The organism is Mycolicibacterium brumae, from assembly GCF_025215495.1.
Taxonomy (GTDB): domain Bacteria; phylum Actinomycetota; class Actinomycetes; order Mycobacteriales; family Mycobacteriaceae; genus Mycobacterium; species Mycobacterium brumae.
In genome coordinates, this window is record NZ_CP104302.1 from 345,779 (window position 1) to 362,459 (window position 16,681).

Here is a 16,681-nt window from a genome sequence, read left to right on the forward strand (position 1 = left end):
CATGCGCGTCCGCGATCTGCTGACCGCCGCGGTCGCCGGCGCGTTGATCGGTTACCTCGGCGCGGTGCTGTTCTACCGGTGGTTCCCGCCGGTGGTGATCTGGATAGGCTCGTCGCTGGCGCTGATCGCGCTGGCCGAGGCCGGCTGGGCGTTCTACGTGCGGCGCAAGATCGCCCGCGCCGAGATCGGCGTGGGCGGTGGCCGGCTGGACCCGCTGGCGGTGGCCCGCAGCGTGGCGCTGGCGCAGGCGTCCGCGGTCGGCGGGGCGCTGCTGTTCGGCGGCTGGGCCGGCATCGCGGTCTTCCTGCTGGACCGCGCCAGTCAACTGGCGGTGGCCGCCTCCGACGCCCCCGGCGCGGTGGTCGCCGCGGTGTGCGCGCTGGCGCTGTCGGTCGCCGGAATGTGGTTGCAGCACTGCTGCAAGGCTCCCGACGATCCCCTCGACGACCCGTTCGAGGACTCCGAGCCCGCCGAGGGTTAGCCACCGTGATCCTTCTGAAATGCGGAAACGCCGATGCGCGTCACCGGGTTTGGCCGGGGCCCGCAGGTACAGTCGGCCCATGACCTTTGGGTCTCGCGGTGCCCGGACACGGCGCGGCGGCCGCACGCCGGGCTGGGTGCTGCTGACCGTGCTGCTGGTGCTTGCCATCGTGGCCAGCACCGCGCTGGTCTTCACCAACCGCGTCGAACTGCTCAAACTCGCCGTGGTGCTGTCGCTGTGGGCCGCGGTGATGGGCGCGTTCGTCTCGGTGCTCTACCGCAGGCAGAGCGAGACCGACGCCGCCAAGGCCCGGGACATGAAGTACGTCTACGACCTGCAGCTGGACCGGGAGATCTCCGCGCGGCGTGAGTACGAGCTGTCGGTGGAGAGCCATCTGCGCCGGGAGATCGGCCACGAGTTGCGCACCGCCGCGGCCGAGGAGGTCGCCGCGCTGCGCGCCGAGGTCAACGCGCTGCGCAGCACCCTGGAGTACCTGTTCGACACCGATCTGTCGCACCGGCCGGAGCTGCCGCACGAACAGCGCGCGGCGCTGGGCGGCGAGCGCCGCTTCGCCGACGACAGCGGCGGCTTCACCGCGCCGGATCGGGTGCAGAGCAGCCGTATCACCGCCGGGCCCGAGGAGTCCCCGGACGACGACGCCGACGATGAGCCGCACACCGCGGAGACGCCGATCATCGACGTGCCGGAGGAGCCGCTGGAGCCCGTCGAGGCGCCGCGGACCCCGGAGCCGGCCGAGCCGCGCCCCGGGTCGCATCGCCGCCGCGACGACGAGAGCTGGATCCCGCCGCAGTTCCGCAACCCGGAGCCCCCGCCGCCGGTGCTCAAGCCCCCGCCGCCGATGCCTCCGCCGCCGGTGATGACCCGGCCGCCGGAGATGGAGCCGACGCCCGCGATGCGCCCGACGCCGCCGCCGGCGACCGCGGCGCGCCACGCCCCGCCCCCGCAGCAACCGTCACCTCAGCAGTCGGCGCCGCAACCGCAGCCGCCGCAGCACCTGCCGCAGCCGCCGCAGCAGCAGTGGCCGGAGCCCGAGCCGCGCGGTCGGCACGAGCGTCACGCCCGGCACGCCGGCCAGCCCGGCCAGCCTGGCCCGCAGCACCCACAGCAGCAACCGCCGGCCCGGCGGTCGCGCCGCGCGCCCGAACCCGCCGCCCAGCAGCCCCCGCTGCCGCAACCCCCGCAACAGCAACCCCCACAGCCTCAGCAGCCGCAGCCGGAGCAGGCCCCGGAGGACGCCCGCCCCGGCCGGCACCGCGGCTCGGAGGAGCGGGCCGCCGAAACCGCCGCCGAGCTGCTGGTCCGGCTGAACCGCGCCCCCAGCGGGGGCGGCGGGCGTCGTCGTCGTGACGACTGAGTAAAATCGCGCGGTGACGGCCGGTGATCCGGCCACCGAATCCGTCCGGTACCCGCAATCGGGACCGGAACGAAACACGTGAGGGCTCGATGGAGCAACTCGATGGCTTGCGCCCGGCAAGGCTCAAGGTGGGGATCATCTCCGCCGGCCGCGTCGGCGCCACCCTGGGCGCCGCGCTGGAACGCGCCGACCACGTCGTCGTCGCCGTCAGCGCCGTCTCGGCGGCCTCCCGCCGCCGCGCCGAGAAGTGGCTGCCCGACACCCCGGTCAAACCCGTCGACGAGGTCGCCTCGGCCGCCGAACTGCTGATCCTGGCGGTGCCCGACGCCGAACTCCCCGGCCTGATCAGCGGATTGGCCGCCACCGGCGCGGTCAAACCCGGGACCATCGTCGCGCACACCGCCGGCGCCAGCGGGGTCGGCATCCTGGCCCCGCTCACCGAGGCCGGCTGCGTCGGCCTGGCCATCCATCCGGCGATGACGTTCACCGGCGCCGACGAGGACCTGGCCCGGCTCTCGGAGACCTGCTTCGGGGTCACCGCGACCGACGAGATCGGCTACGCGATCGCCACCTCGCTGGTGCTGGAGATCGGCGGCGAGCCGTTCCGGGTCCGCGAGGACGCCCGCACGCTGTACCATGCGGCGCTGGCGCACACCAGCAACCACCTGGTCACCCTGGTCGCCGACGGCCTGGACGCGCTGCGCGCGGCGCTGGAGGGCCAGGAGCTGCTAGGCCAGGAACTCGTCGGCGACGCCCCCGGCGGGCTGGCCGAACGGATCCTCGCGCCGCTGGCCCGCGCCGCGCTGGAGAACACCTTGGCCCGCGGCCAGGCCGCGCTGACCGGGCCGGTCGCCCGCGGCGACGCCGACGCGGTCGCGGGTCACCTGTCCGCCCTCGACGAGGTCGACCCCGACCTGGCCGGGGCCTACCGGGCGTCCGCGCTGCGCACCGCCCGCCGAGCACACGCCCCGCAGGAGGTAATCGAGGTGCTGACCCGATGAAGAAGCAGTACGAGTCCGGCGAGCTCAACGTCTACTCCGACCCCAAGCAGATGCACGCGGTGTCAAAAGCGTTGCGGCGCACCGGACGTCCGGTGCTGCTGGTGCCGACCATGGGCGCCCTGCACGAAGGCCACCTCACCCTGGTCCGGGCCGCCAAGCGCACCCCCGGCGCGGTGGTGGCGGTGTCGATCTTCGTCAACCCGCTGCAGTTCGGGCCCAACGAGGACCTCGACGCCTACCCGCGCACCTTGGAGACCGACCTGGAACTGCTGCGCGCCGAGGGCGTGAACATCGCGTTCACCCCGACCGCCGCGCAGATGTACCCCGACGGCCCCCGCACCACCGTGACGCCCGGCCCGCTCGGCGACGAACTCGAGGGCGCGTCGCGGCCCGGGCACTTCGCCGGGATGCTGACCGTGGTGCTCAAGCTGCTGCAGATCCTCGCCCCGGACAAGGCGTTCTTCGGCGAGAAGGACTACCAGCAACTGGTGCTGATCCGGCAGATGGTCGCCGACCTCAACGTGCCGACCCAGATCGTCGGGGTGCCGATCGTGCGGGAGAACGACGGGCTGGCGATGTCCTCGCGCAACCGCTACCTCGATCCCGAGCACCGCGAGTTGGCCACCGCGCTGTCGGCGGCGCTGCTGGCCGGCACGCACGCCGCAGCCAGGGGCGCCGAGGCGGCGGTGGCCGCCGCCCGCGCGGTGCTCGACGCCTACCCGCAGATCGACGTCGACTACCTGGAGGCCCGTGGCGTCTGGCTGGGCCCGCCGCCCGTCGTCGGTCAGGCGCGACTGCTGGTCACCGCGCGCGTCGGGGGCGTGCGGCTGCTGGACAACGGGGCAATGCACATCGGAGAACAGGACTAACCGCACATGCAGCGCACCATGCTGAAGTCGAAGATCCACCGGGCCACCGTCACCCATGCTGACCTGCACTACATCGGCTCGGTGACCATCGACGCCGACCTGATGGACGCCGCCGACCTGCTCGAGGGCGAACAGGTCACCATCGTCGACATCGACAACGGCAACCGGTTGGTCACCTACGCCATCACCGGCGCCCGCGGCAGCGGTGTGATCGGAATCAATGGCGCGGCAGCGCATTTGGTGCACCCCGGTGACCTGGTCATCCTGATCGCCTACGCCGTCATGGACGACGCCGAGGCCCGCGCGTACCAGCCGCGGGTGGTGTTCGTCGACGGGGAGAACCGCGCGCTCGACCTGGGCGACGATCCGGCCTTCGTGCCCGACCACGCCGCCGCCGCCGAACTCGTCTCGCCGCGAGGGCTGGCGTAGTGCTGCTGGCCATCGACGTCCGAAACACCCACACCGTCGTCGGGCTGATCTCCGGAACCGGCGAACACGCGAAGGTGGAGCAGCACTGGCGGATTCGCACCGAAGCGGAGATCACCGCCGACGAACTCGCGCTGACCATCGACGGCCTGATCGGCGACGACTCCGAGCGGCTCACCGGCGCGGTCGGGTTGTCCACCGTGCCGTCGGTGCTGCAGGAGGTCCGCGTCATGCTCGGCCAGTACTGGCCGAAGGTTCCGGTGGTGCTCATCGAACCCGGTGTGCGGACCGGGATTCCGCTTCTGGTCGACAACCCCAAGGAGGTCGGCGCCGACCGGATCGTGAATTGCCTTGCCGCCTACCGCAAGTACGGCCGCTCCATTGTGGTGGACTTCGGGTCCTCGATCTGCGTGGACGTCGTCTCGGTGAAGGGCGAATTCCTGGGCGGCGCAATCGCTCCCGGCGTGCAACTGTCCACCGACGCCACCGCCGCCCGCTCGGCCGGGCTGCGCCGGGTGGAGCTGACCCGGCCGCGGTCGGTGATCGGCAAGAACACCGTGGAATGCATGCAGTCCGGCGCGGTGTTCGGCTTCGCCGGCCTGGTCGACGGCCTGGTGCGCCGGATCCGCGCCGACATCTTCGGCGCGGACGACGACGTCACCGTGGTGGTCACCGGGCACACCGCCCCGCTGCTGGCCGAGGTGATGGACACCCCGGTCCGCGACGACCGGCACCTCACCCTGGACGGCCTGGTCATGGTGTTCGACCGCAACAAGGACGGCGGACGGCTGCGCCGCGCCTGAAATCGGGCCGCCCAGCCGGACCACTAAACTGACACGACGTGAGCGCCGCAGACATCGCCGACGACCTGCCAGAACAGTTCCGGATCCGCCAGGACAAGCGGGCCCGGCTGCTGGCGCAGGGGCAGGAGCCCTACCCGGTGTCGGTGCCCCGCACGCACACCCTCGCCGAGATCCGCGTCGCCTACCCCGAGCTTGCCGCCGACACCGCCACCGGCGACCTGGTCGGCGTCGCCGGGCGGGTGGTGTTCTCCCGTAACTCCGGCAAACTGTGTTTCGCCACCCTGCAGGACGGCGACGGCGCCCAGCTGCAGGTCATGGTCAGCCTCGCCGGGGTGGGCCACGACGCGCTGGACGCCTGGAAGTCCGACGTCGACCTCGGCGACATCGTGTTCGTGCACGGCGAGGTGATCAGCTCACGGCGCGGCGAACTGTCGGTGCTGGCAGACGAATGGCGAATGGCCGCCAAGGCGCTGCGCCCGCTGCCCGTCGCGCACAAGGAGATGAGCGAGGAGGCCCGGGTCCGGCAGCGCTACGTCGACCTGATCGTGCGCCCCGCCGCCCGCGAGACCGCCCGCACCCGGATCAAGGTGGTCCGCGCGCTGCGCAACGCCCTGGAGCGCCGCGGTTTCCTGGAGGTCGAGACGCCGATGCTGCAGGTGCAGCCCGGCGGCGCGGCCGCGCGGCCGTTCGTCACGCACTCCAACGCCCTGGACGCCGACCTGTACCTGCGGATCGCTCCGGAGCTGTTCCTCAAGCGCTGCGTGGTCGGCGGCCTGGACAAGGTTTTCGAACTGAATCGCAACTTCCGCAATGAGGGCGCCGATTCCACGCATTCCCCGGAATTCGCCATGTTGGAGACGTATCAGGCCTACGGCGACTACAACGATTCCGCGGTGATGACCCGCGAGGTTATTCAGGAGGTCGCCGACGAGGCGCTCGGGACCCGCAGCGTGCTGTTGCCCGACGGCAGCCACTACGATCTCGACGGCGAATGGCAGACGCTGGAAATGTATCCGTCATTGTCGGCGGCGCTCGGTGAAGAAATCACCCCGGCCACCACGGCGGATCACCTGTGGTCCATCGCACACAAGCTCGGCGCGGAAATCCCCACCGACCGTGGATACGGTCACGGCAAATTGGTCGAGGAACTGTGGGAGCACACCGTCGGCGACGACCTGTGGGCGCCGACGTTCGTCCGGGACTTCCCGGTGGAGACCACGCCGCTGGTCCGCCAGCACCGCAGCATCGACGGGATCACCGAAAAGTGGGACCTCTACGTGCGCGGATTCGAATTGGCGACGGGCTACTCCGAACTCATCGACCCGATTGTGCAGCGGGAGCGGTTCGTCGCGCAGGCGGCGGCCGCCGCGGCCGGCGACGACGAGGCGATGCTGCTCGACGAGGACTTCCTGGCCGCGATGGAGCACGCCATGCCCCCGACCACCGGAACCGGAATGGGACTCGACCGGCTGTTGATGGCGCTGACCGGACTGTCAATTCGGGAAACCGTTTTGTTCCCGATTGTTCGGCGTCAAACCTAATAATTCGCGCGTTTCCGCGCCGATTTCTCCGATGCCGAAGCGGTGGAGTACATTGGCTGCCAGGATTCCCCCGCCACTTCCCCCAACGCGAGAGGCCGCCTAAAAATGGCAAGGAAAGTCACAGTCACCCTGGTCGATGATTTCGACGGCGAAGCCGCCGCCGACGAGACCGTGGAATTCGCGCTCGACGGCGTGACCTACGAGATCGACCTTTCCGACAAGAACGCCGCGAAACTGCGCGCCGACCTCAACAAATGGACCGAGTCCGCCCGTCGCGTCAGCGGCCGTCGTCGCGGTCAGCGCCCGGCCGGCCGGGGAGGCCGCGCCGCCATCGACCGCGAGCAGAGCGCCGCGATCCGCGAGTGGGCCCGCAGCAAGGGCCTGAACGTCTCCACCCGCGGCCGCATCCCGGCCGAGGTCATCGAGGCTTACAACTCCTCGAAGTAACTCCAGCAAGCCTTCTCCGGCGGCCTGGCGGTCAGCGGTGGCATATCGCCACCAGCGAAATCGCCCGGCCGCCGGAATTGTCTCCTGGTCAGGGCGCGTTTAATCGCACATGCCCGGCCACCGGCCCGCAGCGCCGCACCAAGGCGAGGCAACCGGACCGGGCGCCCACTACAGTGGACCCAAGCGTCAAAGAGAGCAGGTAACCACGGATGTTCGAGAGATTCACCGACCGAGCCCGTCGGGTCGTCGTCCTGGCTCAAGAAGAAGCCCGGATGCTCAACCACAACTACATCGGCACCGAGCACATCCTGCTGGGCCTGATCCACGAGGGTGAAGGCGTCGCCGCCAAGAGCCTGGAATCCCTGGGCATCTCCCTGGAGGGTGTGCGCAGCCAGGTCGAGGAGATCATCGGCCAGGGCCAGCAGGCCCCGTCCGGCCACATCCCCTTCACCCCGCGGGCCAAGAAGGTGCTGGAGCTGAGCCTGCGCGAGGCGCTGCAGCTCGGCCACAATTACATCGGCACCGAGCACATCCTGCTCGGCCTCATCCGCGAGGGTGAGGGTGTCGCCGCCCAGGTGCTGGTCAAGCTGGGCGCCGAACTGACCCGGGTGCGCCAGCAGGTGATCCAGCTGCTGAGCGGCTACCAGGGCAAGGAGACCGCCGAGGCCGGCACCGGTGGCCGCGGCGGCGAGGCCGGCACCCCGTCGACCTCGCTGGTCCTCGACCAGTTCGGCCGCAACCTGACCGCCGCCGCCATGGAGGGCAAGCTCGACCCGGTCATCGGCCGGGAGAAGGAAATCGAGCGGGTCATGCAGGTGCTGAGCCGTCGCACCAAGAACAACCCGGTGCTGATCGGCGAGCCCGGCGTCGGCAAGACCGCCGTCGTCGAGGGCCTGGCGCAGGCCATCGTGGCTGGCGAGGTGCCCGAGACGCTCAAGGACAAGCAGCTCTACACCCTGGACCTGGGGTCGCTGGTCGCCGGCAGCCGCTACCGCGGTGACTTCGAAGAGCGCCTGAAGAAGGTGCTCAAGGAGATCAACACCCGCGGCGACATCATCTTGTTCATCGACGAGCTGCACACCCTGGTCGGGGCGGGCGCGGCCGAGGGCGCGATCGACGCGGCCTCGATCCTTAAGCCCAAACTGGCCCGCGGCGAGCTGCAGACCATTGGCGCGACCACCCTCGACGAATACCGCAAATACATCGAGAAGGACGCCGCCCTGGAGCGCCGGTTCCAGCCGGTGCAGGTCGGCGAGCCGAGCGTCGAGCACACCATCGAGATCCTCAAGGGTCTGCGGGACCGCTACGAGGCGCACCACCGCGTCTCGATCACCGACCCGGCGCTGGTGGCCGCGGCCACCCTGGCCGACCGCTACATCAACGACCGGTTCCTGCCGGACAAGGCGATAGACCTGATCGACGAGGCCGGCGCCCGGATGCGGATCCGCCGGATGACCGCTCCGCCAGACCTGCGCGAGTTCGACGAGAAGATCGCCGACGCCCGCCGGGAGAAGGAGTCCGCGATCGACGCGCAGGACTTCGAGAAGGCGGCGAACCTGCGCGACAAGGAGAAGCAGCTCGTCGCGCAGCGTGCCGAGCGCGAAAAGCAGTGGCGCTCCGGTGATCTCGACGTGGTCGCCGAGGTCGACGACGAGCAGATCGCCGAGGTGCTGGGCAACTGGACCGGCATCCCGGTGTTCAAGCTGACCGAGGCCGAGACCAGCCGCCTGCTGCGGATGGAGGACGAGCTGCACAAGCGGATCATCGGCCAGGAGGACGCCGTCAAGGCCGTCTCCAAGGCGATCCGCCGCACCCGCGCCGGCCTGAAGGACCCCAAGCGTCCGTCCGGTTCGTTCATCTTCGCCGGCCCGTCCGGCGTCGGGAAAACCGAGCTGTCCAAGGCGCTGGCGGAGTTCCTGTTCGGCGACGACGACGCGCTCATCCAGATCGACATGGGCGAGTTCCACGACCGCTTCACCGCCTCGCGGCTGTTCGGCGCCCCTCCGGGCTACGTCGGCTACGAGGAGGGCGGCCAGCTGACCGAGAAGGTGCGGCGCAAGCCGTTCTCGGTGGTGCTGTTCGACGAGATCGAGAAGGCGCACTCGGAGATCTACAACACGCTGTTGCAGGTGCTGGAGGACGGTCGCCTGACCGACGGTCAGGGCCGCACGGTGGACTTCAAGAACACCGTGTTGATCTTCACCTCGAACCTGGGCACCTCGGACATCTCCAAGGCGGTCGGGCTGGGCTTCACCGCCGGAGGTGGGGAGAACAACTACGAGCGGATGAAGCTCAAGGTCAACGACGAGCTGAAGAAGCACTTCCGCCCGGAGTTCCTGAACCGCATCGACGACATCATCGTCTTCCACCAGCTGACCCAGGACGAGATCATCGAGATGGTCGACCTGATGGTCGGCCGGGTCACCAAGCAGCTCAAGACCAAGGACATGGAGCTGGTCCTCACCGAGCAGGCGAAGTCCCTGCTGGCCAAGCGCGGCTTCGACCCGGTGCTGGGCGCGCGGCCGCTGCGGCGCACCATCCAGCGCGAGATCGAGGACGCGCTGAGCGAGAAGATCCTGTTCGACGAGGTCGGACCGGGTCAGGTGGTGACCGTCGACGTCGAGGGCTGGGACGGCGAAGGCGCCGGCGAGAACGCCAAGTTCACCTTCGCCGGAGCGCCGAAGTCGACCGTGGAGGACGCCGACCTGGCGGCCATCGTCGCAGAGTAAGCGGTTCCAACGAGAACAGGCCACCCTTCACCGGGTGGCCTTTTCTCGTTGGGTCTACGATTCGAGCTGTACTGACGGAGCTAGGAACCCGGTGAGACTCCGGGGCGGTCGCGCCACTGTAGAGCCAGACCCGAACTCCGTCCCACCCGAGAGGGCCGCGAACGCCCGAAAGGAACCGAACATGACCGCTCCTCAGGCGCGTAGATCCCGCGCCGCCGCCGTCGACCTGTCGGCGACCAAATCCGTCGTCTGGCTGGCCGGGACCACGTTCCTGGCGCTGATCGTGCTGTACTTCATCGGCGTGGACCAGGGCGCGACCTCGGTCTTCGGCGCCGACAACATGTACGTGCACGAGTTCGTCCACGACGCCCGGCACCTGCTCGGCTTCCCCTGCCACTAAGACTCGGGGGACAGGGCGAATATGGAGAAGCAGATCATCGGTCGTGGCCTGCTGGCCGGACTGGTCGCGGGATTGTTGGCGTTCGTGTGGGCGAAGGTGATGATCGAGCCGATCATCGACCGCGCCATCGAATTCGAGGACGGGACCGCCGAGGCGCACGAGATGCTGGAGCACGCCGCGGGCGGGCACAGCCACGGCGAAGAGGGCGGGGAGCTGTTCACCCGCGCGGTGCAGTCCGGCCTCGGACTCGGGGTCGGCATCGTGCTGTTCGCGATGGCGATGGCAGCCCTGGCCGCAGTCGTCTTCTGCGTGCTGTACGCGCGCACCGCGCTGTCGGCGCGGTCGCTGGCGGTGCTGGTCAGCGCCGGCATGCTGGTGTCGCTGTGGATCGTGCCCGGGTTGAAGTACCCGCCGAACCCGCCGGCCACCAGCATCGACGAGACCATCCGGGAGCGGGCGTTCCTGTACCTGCTGATGGTTGTGATCTCCGGCGCGCTGCTGGTCGCCGCGATCGTGTTCGGGCACAAGATCGCCGAGAAGTCCGGCGCCTGGAACGGCGTGCTGGCCGGCGCCGGGGCCTACATCGTCACCGTGGGGATCGCCATCCTGGCGCTGCCGACCATCGACGAGGTGCCGGGCCCGATCACCGACGACTCCGGAACCATTATCTTCGAAGGCTTCCCGGCCGAGGAGCTGTGGGACTTCCGGGTCTACGCGCTCGGCACCCAGCTGATCATGTGGGTCACCATCGCCGTGGTGTTCAGCGCGCTGGTGCACAAGCTGCTCGACAGCAGGGAAAAGCAAGCCCTCGACGCGTGAGCCAACAAGCCCGGCTGACATTGGTGTCGCACGGTTTCACCGATGCCATGTCAGCCGGGCTTTTCGGCGTCGATGAGCCGCTGAACTCGCTCGGGGTCCGGCAGATCACTGAGCTGGGGTCGTCACGTCCCGACCTGGCGCTGCGCGCCGACCTCGCGTTGCGCGGCCCGGAGCTACGCTGCCGCCAGAGCGCGGAGCTGGCCGGATTGGCCGCTCAAACCGAGCCCGCGCTGGCCGACCTCGACCCCGGCACGTGGCGCGGCCGCGCGCTCGATGACCTGGCCCCCGCGGACCTGGCCGCTTGGCTCACCGACCCGGACGCCGCCCCGCACGGCGGTGAATCGCTGACCGAGCTCATCGCCCGGGTCGGCGGCTGGCTGGAGACCCTCGGGCCGGGCCGCACGGTGGCCGTCACCCACCCCGCGGTCATCCGCGCCGCGGTGGTCAACGCCCTGGGCGCCCCGGCCACCGCGTTCTGGCGCATCGATGTGCGCCCAGCCGGCGTCACCCAGCTGCATCGCCGTCCCGCGGGCTGGACTCTGCGCCTCTGACCCGCGCGCGTGTGCCAAACCACCGGCTGTGCGGGCTCTTAATTGGATAATCCATCCGACGGTCCGCACAGCCGGTGGTTTGGCACATCGACTGGGTCGGCGCGGGCAATTCTGTACCGAAATGGGGTGTACGCCGACCGTTAAGTGGATTGTGCGAACGAAGGCCCGCGTACGCCCCATTTCGGTACGACATCGGGGCCGCAGCACACCTACTGGGTCGGAATCAGCGCGAACATGCCCTTCACCACGCCCATCAACCAGGCCGCGGTGCGCCCGCCGTGAAAGGTGTCCCAGCTGGTCTGCAGGCTGACCACCCACGGCTGCCCGGAGCGGTCCTCGACGTACCAACTGAACGTCAGGTCACCGGGCAGGTTCCCGGCCTTCGCGCCGATGTAGGGCCACTTCGCGCGGTCCAGGTCGATGCCCGGCAGCGCCGCCATGATGTCGCGGACCGGCTGCCCGGTCTGCTGCAGCGCGACATGGATCCGGCACACATCAGCCGGGCTGCCGAACCACTGCGCGCCGTAGGCCGCCGCCGGCGTGTGGGTGCGCTGCGGGTCGGACTTGTACGGCCGCAGGTCGGTCTCGCGCAGCAGCTCGTCGCGCTGCGCCCGATCCGCGTCGCGCCACTGCTCACGCAGGTCGGGGATGCCCCAGCCGATCGAGAACATCTCGTGCATGGTCGGGAACGGCGTCATCGACGCCGGATCGTGGTGCCCCGCGGTGACCAGGGCGTGCGTCACAGCCGGCTTGCCGACCCGCTCGATCAGCAGGTCGGTGGCCATATTGTCGCTGCTGGAGATCATCTTCTCCGCCGCCAGCCGGACCGGTATCGTCGCGCCGGGCTTCAGCTTGTCGAACGCCGAGGACCCCACCGCCTTGGCCTTCGCGGTGACGGTCACCTCGTCGTCCCAGGACAGCCGGCCGGCGGCCACCTCCTGGGCGACGGCGAGCAGCACGTAGGTCTTGAAGATCGACGCCAACGGCATCGACACGTCGGTGTTCGACCCGGCGATCATGTCGCAGCGGCCGTCGGAAATCTTCGACACCTGATACGCGTAGCGCCCATTGAGCTGGCCCAACGCGTGATCGACGTCCTCCCACGAGCCGATCACCGGCGACGGGGTGCTCACCTTGAACCGGTCCACCAGCGTGGACGGCGCGGTCCGGATGTCGATGGTCTGCCGGCCGCCGTAGCTGGTGGCCAGCTGCAGTTCGGCGGTGGCGGCGCCGTAGTCGACCTCGGCGACCCGGTACGGCCGCTCCCACCACAGCTGGTCCATCGCGGTGGTGACGAAATCGACCTGCTCCGGGCCGGCCAGCGTCTTCACGCTCTCTTGCGAGATCGGCCAGTCCGAGTTGAGCATGTCCAGAATCTGCTGGGCGCGGACACCCTGCGGCGTGGTCGTGCTGATCTGCACCCCGTCGGCGTCGGCGGGCAGCTTCGGCGCGCTGCAGGCGGCGACCGACCCGACGGTCAGCGCTGCGCTGCAGAGCAGCGCAACGGCTTTACTTACCCGAACCCGCAACGTCGAGCACGACCTCGAACTCCAGCAGCGACGCCCCGGTGGCCACCGGCTTGGGGGAGTGCTGGCCCTGGTGGGCTTCGCGGGCCGGACCGTTGGCCCACGCCTGGAACGCGTCCTCGGATTCCCACTGGGTGACGACGAAGTAGCGGTCCTCGCCCTTGGTGGGGCGCAGCAGCTGGAAGCCCAGGAATCCGGGCTGACCGTCGACGGCGTGCGCGCGGTTGGCGAACCGCTTCTCCAGCTCGGGGCCGGCGCCCTCGGGAACCTCGATTGCGTTGATCTTCACCACTGACATGTGGTTAGGCTACCGCCTGCCGATGTCGAGCAATTTTCTCACCTACCGCGGCGGTCACGGACGCCCGCTGCTGCTCGTGCACGGTCTTATGGGCCGCGGCAGCACCTGGTCCCGGCAGGCCGACTGGCTCGCCGAGTTCGGCGCCGCGCACACCTACGACGCGCCCTGGCACCGCGGCCGCGACGCCGCCGCGCCCGCCCAGATCAGCACCGAAGCGTTCGTCGCCGAGCTGCGCGCCGCCGCGGAGAGCCTCGGCGAGCCGGTCACCCTGATCGGGCACTCGATGGGCGGCCTGCACTCGTGGTGCCTGGCCGCCGAGGCGCCCGAACTGGTGACGGCGCTGGTGGTCGAGGACATGGCCGCCGATTTCGTCGGGCAGACCACCGGGGCGTGGGAGCCGTGGGCGCATTCCCTGCCGGAGGAATTCACCGACGCCGACGAGGTGCTCACCGCCTTCGGCCCGGTGGCCGGCCGCTATTTCCTGGAGGCGTTCGACCGGACCGAGACCGGTTGGCGGCTGCACGGCCACGCCCGGGACTGGGTCCGGATCGCCGCCGAATGGGGCACGCGGGACTTCTGGACGCAGTGGTCGACGGTGCGCGCGCCGACGCTGTTGTTGGAGGCCGAGTATTCGGTGGCGCCCGCCGGGCAACTGCGCAGAATGGCCGAACTCGGTTCCGACGTCGAGTATCTGCGCGTCCCCGGCGCCGGGCATTTGATCCACGACGACGCGCCCCAGGATTACCGCCGGGCGGTCAGCGCGTTCCTGCGATCGCATTGACCTGCGGCAACCGGCGCGCTACGCGCCGGCAACCAACTTCGACCGATCTCAAAATTACCGCATATAGACCCCGAAGAACGGGGTTAGAGTCCTCTCCAACGGCCATTTCGGGGCCGGGAACCGTCGAAATTGAGGGGTGGCATTGCTCATGGAAAATCGCGCTCAAATCGTGGGATCGCACTTGGTGAACAAGCGCATCGCCGCGATGTTCGCTGCCGGGGCGGTGGCCGCGGGTCTGCTCGCCGGCTGCGGAACGTCCTCGGATGACAAGCCCGCCACCAACGAAACCACCAGCAGCAGCGCGGACGCCGCCGCGACCAGCACCACCCCGCCGCCCGCAGAACTGCCCGACGTCAAGATCGTCGAGGAGAGCGCCAAGACCACCGAGACCATGCCGTCGATGCACATCGCGCTGGTCGTCACCGACCTACCGGAGTTCCCGCTGGAAAGCCTGAACGCCGACGTCACCAACCAGCCGATGGAAACCGGCGGCCAGGCCGCCGGCAGCGCCCGCTTCCGGCCCACCGACGACGCCGAGATGACCGACACCGACTTCGTCGTCACCGGCGGCAAGTTCTACACCAAGGACGCCTCCGGCAAGTACCAGGAGCGCGGTGAGTCCAAGGCCGTCTACGACCCGGCGATCATCCTGGACAAGGACCTGGGTCTGGCCAACGTCATCCGCTCGGTGCGCAACCCCAAGGTCGAGGGCCGCGAGGACGTCGACGGCGTCCCGACGGTCAAGGTGACCGGCACCATCTCCTCGGCCGTCATCGACCCGATCATGCCGACCGTCGGCAAGGACGGCGGCGAGCTGCCGGTCACCCTGTGGATCGTCGACGTCTCCCCGGATGAGGCCCCGACCACCGAGATCCCGCAGGAGGAGAAGTCCACCGGCACCGGTCCGAACCTGGTCCGCATCGAGGTGCAGAAGGGCGACGGCAAGGGCGAGGCCACCTTCTCCAAGTGGGCCGAAGAAGTGACCATCCCGAACCCCACCAGCTAGTGCCATGACCATCGACGCACCCGGCATCGAATCGGTGCCTGACTTTGACGACGGCGAAATCCCCGGCCGTCCTCAGCGTCCCGAGGGTGCGGGCCCGGACACCGAACCGGGCCCGCGCCCCGGGGCCCGGCTCACCGGACCCGAGGGCGCGCACGCCCCACCCGAGGGCGCCCCCGCCCCACCCGGGCCAGGGCAGAAGCCGGCCCGGCTGATGGACGTGTGGGTCTACAAGGGCAAGGCCTACGACTTGACCGACTGGATCAACAAGCACCCCGGCGGCGCGTTCTTCATCGGGCGCACCAAGAACCGCGACATCACCGCGATCCTCAACGCCTACCACCCGGACCCGGCGAAGATCGAGAAGATGCTGGAGCGGTATTCCCTTGACCGCCAAGCCAATCCGTTCGACATCCATCCAAAGAACAACGCCCCGCCGTTCCTGTTCAAGGACGATTTCAACAGCTGGCACGACACCCCGAAGTTCAACTTCGACCGCTCCGACGACCTGCTGCACCGGGTCAAGGCGCGGCTGCGGGAACCGGCGATGGCCGCCCGGGTCAAGCGGATGGACCGTTGGTTCAACGTGGTGGCCGCGCTGCTGCTGGTCGCCTACTTCGGTGTGCAGGCGCTGCGGCTGGGCGTCCCGGCGTGGATGCCGTTGCCGCTCTTCGTGATCGCCATGGTCACGCTGCGCAGCTGCATCGCCGGCTACGGGCACTACGCGGTGCACCGCCGGCAGCGCGGGGCCAATCGGGCGCTGGTCAGCAGTTTCGACATGAACTACGTCGCGCTGTCGCTGGTCACCCAGGACGGGCACACCTTGCTGCACCACCCGCACGTGCAAAGCGAAGTCGACATCAAGAAGAACGTCTTCACCGCGATGATGGAGCTGCCCCGGCTGTACCGGGTGCCGGTGCACACCCTGCACAAGATCGGGCACCTGTTCACCGGCATGCCGGCCCGCATCGTCGACGTCATCCGGATCACCCGCGACGTCGGGGTCGACGAGGTGTACGGCACCTGGCGCAACGCCCGCGTGCACTTCTTCGGCTCGATCACGGTGCGGCTGTTGCTGATCGGCGAGTTCGTGCTGTTCCTGGCGATGGGCGACGTGTGGGCCTGGGTGCTGCAGTTCCTGGCCACCATGTGGGTGTCGACGTTCCTGATCGTGGCCAGCCACGACTTCGAGGAAGAAGATGAAGAGGAACCGGGCGACGACTGGGGCGTGCACCAGCTGCAGGAGTCCTACGACCTGACCGTCGTCGGCAACCGCTACGTCGACTGCTTCCTGTCGGCCGGGCTCAGCCCGCACCGGGCGCACCACGTGCTGCCGTTCCAGCGCAGCGGCTTCGCCAACATCATCAGCGAGGATGTGTTGCGCGAGGAGGCCGCCGCCCAGGGCATCGGCTGGGACAAGCCGAAGAGCTTCGCCACCGACCGGCTGCCCAAACTGCTGCGCGCCTATCTGCTGACACCCTCGCGGGACGCCCAGGCCAATGGCTGGGGCTTCATCCGCGAGCACCTGTCGCCCAAGGCCTGCAAGGCCAGCCTCGTTTACGCCCGCGCCGGATTCGGCGGCATCAGCTCGGTCTGATGATCAGCGGCCAATAGACAAGAAAGGAGCCAAC

At 69.4% G+C, this 16,681-nt stretch carries 17 protein-coding genes; 15 read left to right on the forward strand and 2 right to left on the reverse strand.

The features are described from left to right. Window position 1 precedes the first annotated feature (1 nt). The 12 genes from L2Z93_RS01705 to L2Z93_RS01760 all read left to right on the forward strand — a co-directional run bounded on the left by L2Z93_RS01705 (window position 2) and on the right by L2Z93_RS01760 (window position 11,442). Complete coding sequence (locus L2Z93_RS01705) at window positions 2-481, forward strand: DUF3180 domain-containing protein (protein WP_090589612.1); 480 nt, start codon at window positions 2-4, stop codon at window positions 479-481. A gap of 79 nt (window positions 482-560) precedes the next feature. Then, entirely contained in the window at window positions 561-1,856 is a 1,296-nt protein-coding gene (locus tag L2Z93_RS01710; protein WP_099541387.1) for a DUF6779 domain-containing protein, read from the forward strand. Between the two features lie 89 nt (window positions 1,857-1,945). Further along, a complete protein-coding gene (locus L2Z93_RS01715; protein ID WP_090593401.1) occupies window positions 1,946-2,857 on the forward strand; it encodes a Rossmann-like and DUF2520 domain-containing protein in 912 nt (303 codons plus the stop codon). Further along, the gene (gene panC / locus L2Z93_RS01720; protein WP_090593398.1) at window positions 2,854-3,726 is read left to right on the forward strand and encodes a pantoate--beta-alanine ligase; all 873 of its coding nucleotides are present in this window, start codon (window positions 2,854-2,856) and stop codon (window positions 3,724-3,726) included. Before L2Z93_RS01715 ends, panC begins: the two co-directional genes overlap by 4 nt. A gap of 6 nt (window positions 3,727-3,732) precedes the next feature. After that, a complete protein-coding gene (gene panD, locus L2Z93_RS01725; protein ID WP_090593395.1) occupies window positions 3,733-4,155 on the forward strand; it encodes an aspartate 1-decarboxylase in 423 nt (140 codons plus the stop codon). After that, the gene (locus tag L2Z93_RS01730) at window positions 4,155-4,955 is read left to right on the forward strand and encodes a type III pantothenate kinase (RefSeq protein ID WP_090593392.1); all 801 of its coding nucleotides are present in this window, start codon (window positions 4,155-4,157) and stop codon (window positions 4,953-4,955) included. Before panD ends, L2Z93_RS01730 begins: the two co-directional genes overlap by 1 nt. Before the next feature lie 38 nt (window positions 4,956-4,993). Further along, window positions 4,994-6,496 (forward strand): lysine--tRNA ligase, encoded by a 1,503-nt coding sequence (lysS, locus tag L2Z93_RS01735; RefSeq protein ID WP_090593389.1) that lies wholly within the window; start codon window positions 4,994-4,996, stop codon window positions 6,494-6,496. A 105-nt stretch (window positions 6,497-6,601) separates the two neighbouring features. Beyond that, complete coding sequence (gene lsr2, locus L2Z93_RS01740; protein ID WP_090593386.1) at window positions 6,602-6,943, forward strand: histone-like nucleoid-structuring protein Lsr2; 342 nt, start codon at window positions 6,602-6,604, stop codon at window positions 6,941-6,943. 209 nt (window positions 6,944-7,152) lie between these two features. Continuing rightward, the gene (clpC1, locus tag L2Z93_RS01745) at window positions 7,153-9,672 is read left to right on the forward strand and encodes an ATP-dependent protease ATP-binding subunit ClpC (protein ID WP_090593383.1); all 2,520 of its coding nucleotides are present in this window, start codon (window positions 7,153-7,155) and stop codon (window positions 9,670-9,672) included. A 181-nt stretch (window positions 9,673-9,853) separates the two neighbouring features. Further along, a complete protein-coding gene (locus tag L2Z93_RS01750; RefSeq protein ID WP_090593380.1) occupies window positions 9,854-10,072 on the forward strand; it encodes a CbtB domain-containing protein in 219 nt (72 codons plus the stop codon). A 21-nt stretch (window positions 10,073-10,093) separates the two neighbouring features. Next, window positions 10,094-10,891, forward strand: coding sequence for a CbtA family protein (locus L2Z93_RS01755; RefSeq protein WP_090593377.1), 798 nt, complete (start codon window positions 10,094-10,096; stop codon window positions 10,889-10,891). After that, entirely contained in the window at window positions 10,888-11,442 is a 555-nt protein-coding gene (locus tag L2Z93_RS01760) for a histidine phosphatase family protein (RefSeq protein ID WP_090593374.1), read from the forward strand. The genes L2Z93_RS01755 and L2Z93_RS01760 overlap by 4 nt, the downstream gene beginning before the upstream one ends. Before the next feature lie 209 nt (window positions 11,443-11,651). Here L2Z93_RS01760 and L2Z93_RS01765 read toward each other — a convergent pair whose 3' ends face one another. Next, complete coding sequence (locus L2Z93_RS01765) at window positions 11,652-12,971, reverse strand: serine hydrolase (protein WP_193438941.1); 1,320 nt, start codon at window positions 12,969-12,971, stop codon at window positions 11,652-11,654. Then, complete coding sequence (gene mhuD / locus L2Z93_RS01770; protein WP_090593442.1) at window positions 12,952-13,266, reverse strand: mycobilin-forming heme oxygenase MhuD; 315 nt, start codon at window positions 13,264-13,266, stop codon at window positions 12,952-12,954. The genes L2Z93_RS01765 and mhuD overlap by 20 nt, the downstream gene beginning before the upstream one ends. A gap of 22 nt (window positions 13,267-13,288) precedes the next feature. Here mhuD and L2Z93_RS01775 point away from each other — a divergent pair, with 22 nt between their 5' ends. The 3 genes from L2Z93_RS01775 to L2Z93_RS01785 all read left to right on the forward strand — a co-directional run bounded on the left by L2Z93_RS01775 (window position 13,289) and on the right by L2Z93_RS01785 (window position 16,647). Next, window positions 13,289-14,047: an alpha/beta fold hydrolase gene (locus tag L2Z93_RS01775; protein ID WP_090593438.1), complete on the forward strand. Its 759-nt coding sequence runs from the start codon at window positions 13,289-13,291 to the stop codon at window positions 14,045-14,047. A 184-nt stretch (window positions 14,048-14,231) separates the two neighbouring features. Beyond that, on the forward strand, window positions 14,232-15,053 hold the full coding sequence (locus L2Z93_RS01780; RefSeq protein ID WP_234786276.1) for an LppX_LprAFG lipoprotein: 822 nt from the start codon (window positions 14,232-14,234) through the stop codon (window positions 15,051-15,053). 211 nt (window positions 15,054-15,264) lie between these two features. Beyond that, a complete protein-coding gene (locus tag L2Z93_RS01785) occupies window positions 15,265-16,647 on the forward strand; it encodes a fatty acid desaturase (protein WP_193438946.1) in 1,383 nt (460 codons plus the stop codon). Window positions 16,648-16,681: the final 34 nt, after the last annotated feature.

Bases quoted from the DNA above. Each gene is read 5' to 3' on its own strand.
- L2Z93_RS01705 (WP_090589612.1), top strand. From the start codon at position 2: ATGCGCGTCCGCGATCTGCTGACCGCCGCGGTCGCCGGCGCGTTGATC.
- L2Z93_RS01710 (WP_099541387.1), top strand. From the start codon at position 561: ATGACCTTTGGGTCTCGCGGTGCCCGGACACGGCGCGGCGGCCGCACG.
- L2Z93_RS01715 (WP_090593401.1), top strand. From the start codon at position 1,946: ATGGAGCAACTCGATGGCTTGCGCCCGGCAAGGCTCAAGGTGGGGATC.
- panC (WP_090593398.1), top strand. From the start codon at position 2,854: ATGAAGAAGCAGTACGAGTCCGGCGAGCTCAACGTCTACTCCGACCCC.
- panD (WP_090593395.1), top strand. From the start codon at position 3,733: ATGCAGCGCACCATGCTGAAGTCGAAGATCCACCGGGCCACCGTCACC.
- lsr2 (WP_090593386.1), top strand. From the start codon at position 6,602: ATGGCAAGGAAAGTCACAGTCACCCTGGTCGATGATTTCGACGGCGAA.
- clpC1 (WP_090593383.1), top strand. From the start codon at position 7,153: ATGTTCGAGAGATTCACCGACCGAGCCCGTCGGGTCGTCGTCCTGGCT.
- L2Z93_RS01750 (WP_090593380.1), top strand. From the start codon at position 9,854: ATGACCGCTCCTCAGGCGCGTAGATCCCGCGCCGCCGCCGTCGACCTG.
- L2Z93_RS01755 (WP_090593377.1), top strand. From the start codon at position 10,094: ATGGAGAAGCAGATCATCGGTCGTGGCCTGCTGGCCGGACTGGTCGCG.
- mhuD (WP_090593442.1), bottom strand. From the start codon at position 13,266: ATGTCAGTGGTGAAGATCAACGCAATCGAGGTTCCCGAGGGCGCCGGC.
- L2Z93_RS01775 (WP_090593438.1), top strand. From the start codon at position 13,289: ATGTCGAGCAATTTTCTCACCTACCGCGGCGGTCACGGACGCCCGCTG.
- L2Z93_RS01785 (WP_193438946.1), top strand. From the start codon at position 15,265: ATGGACGTGTGGGTCTACAAGGGCAAGGCCTACGACTTGACCGACTGG.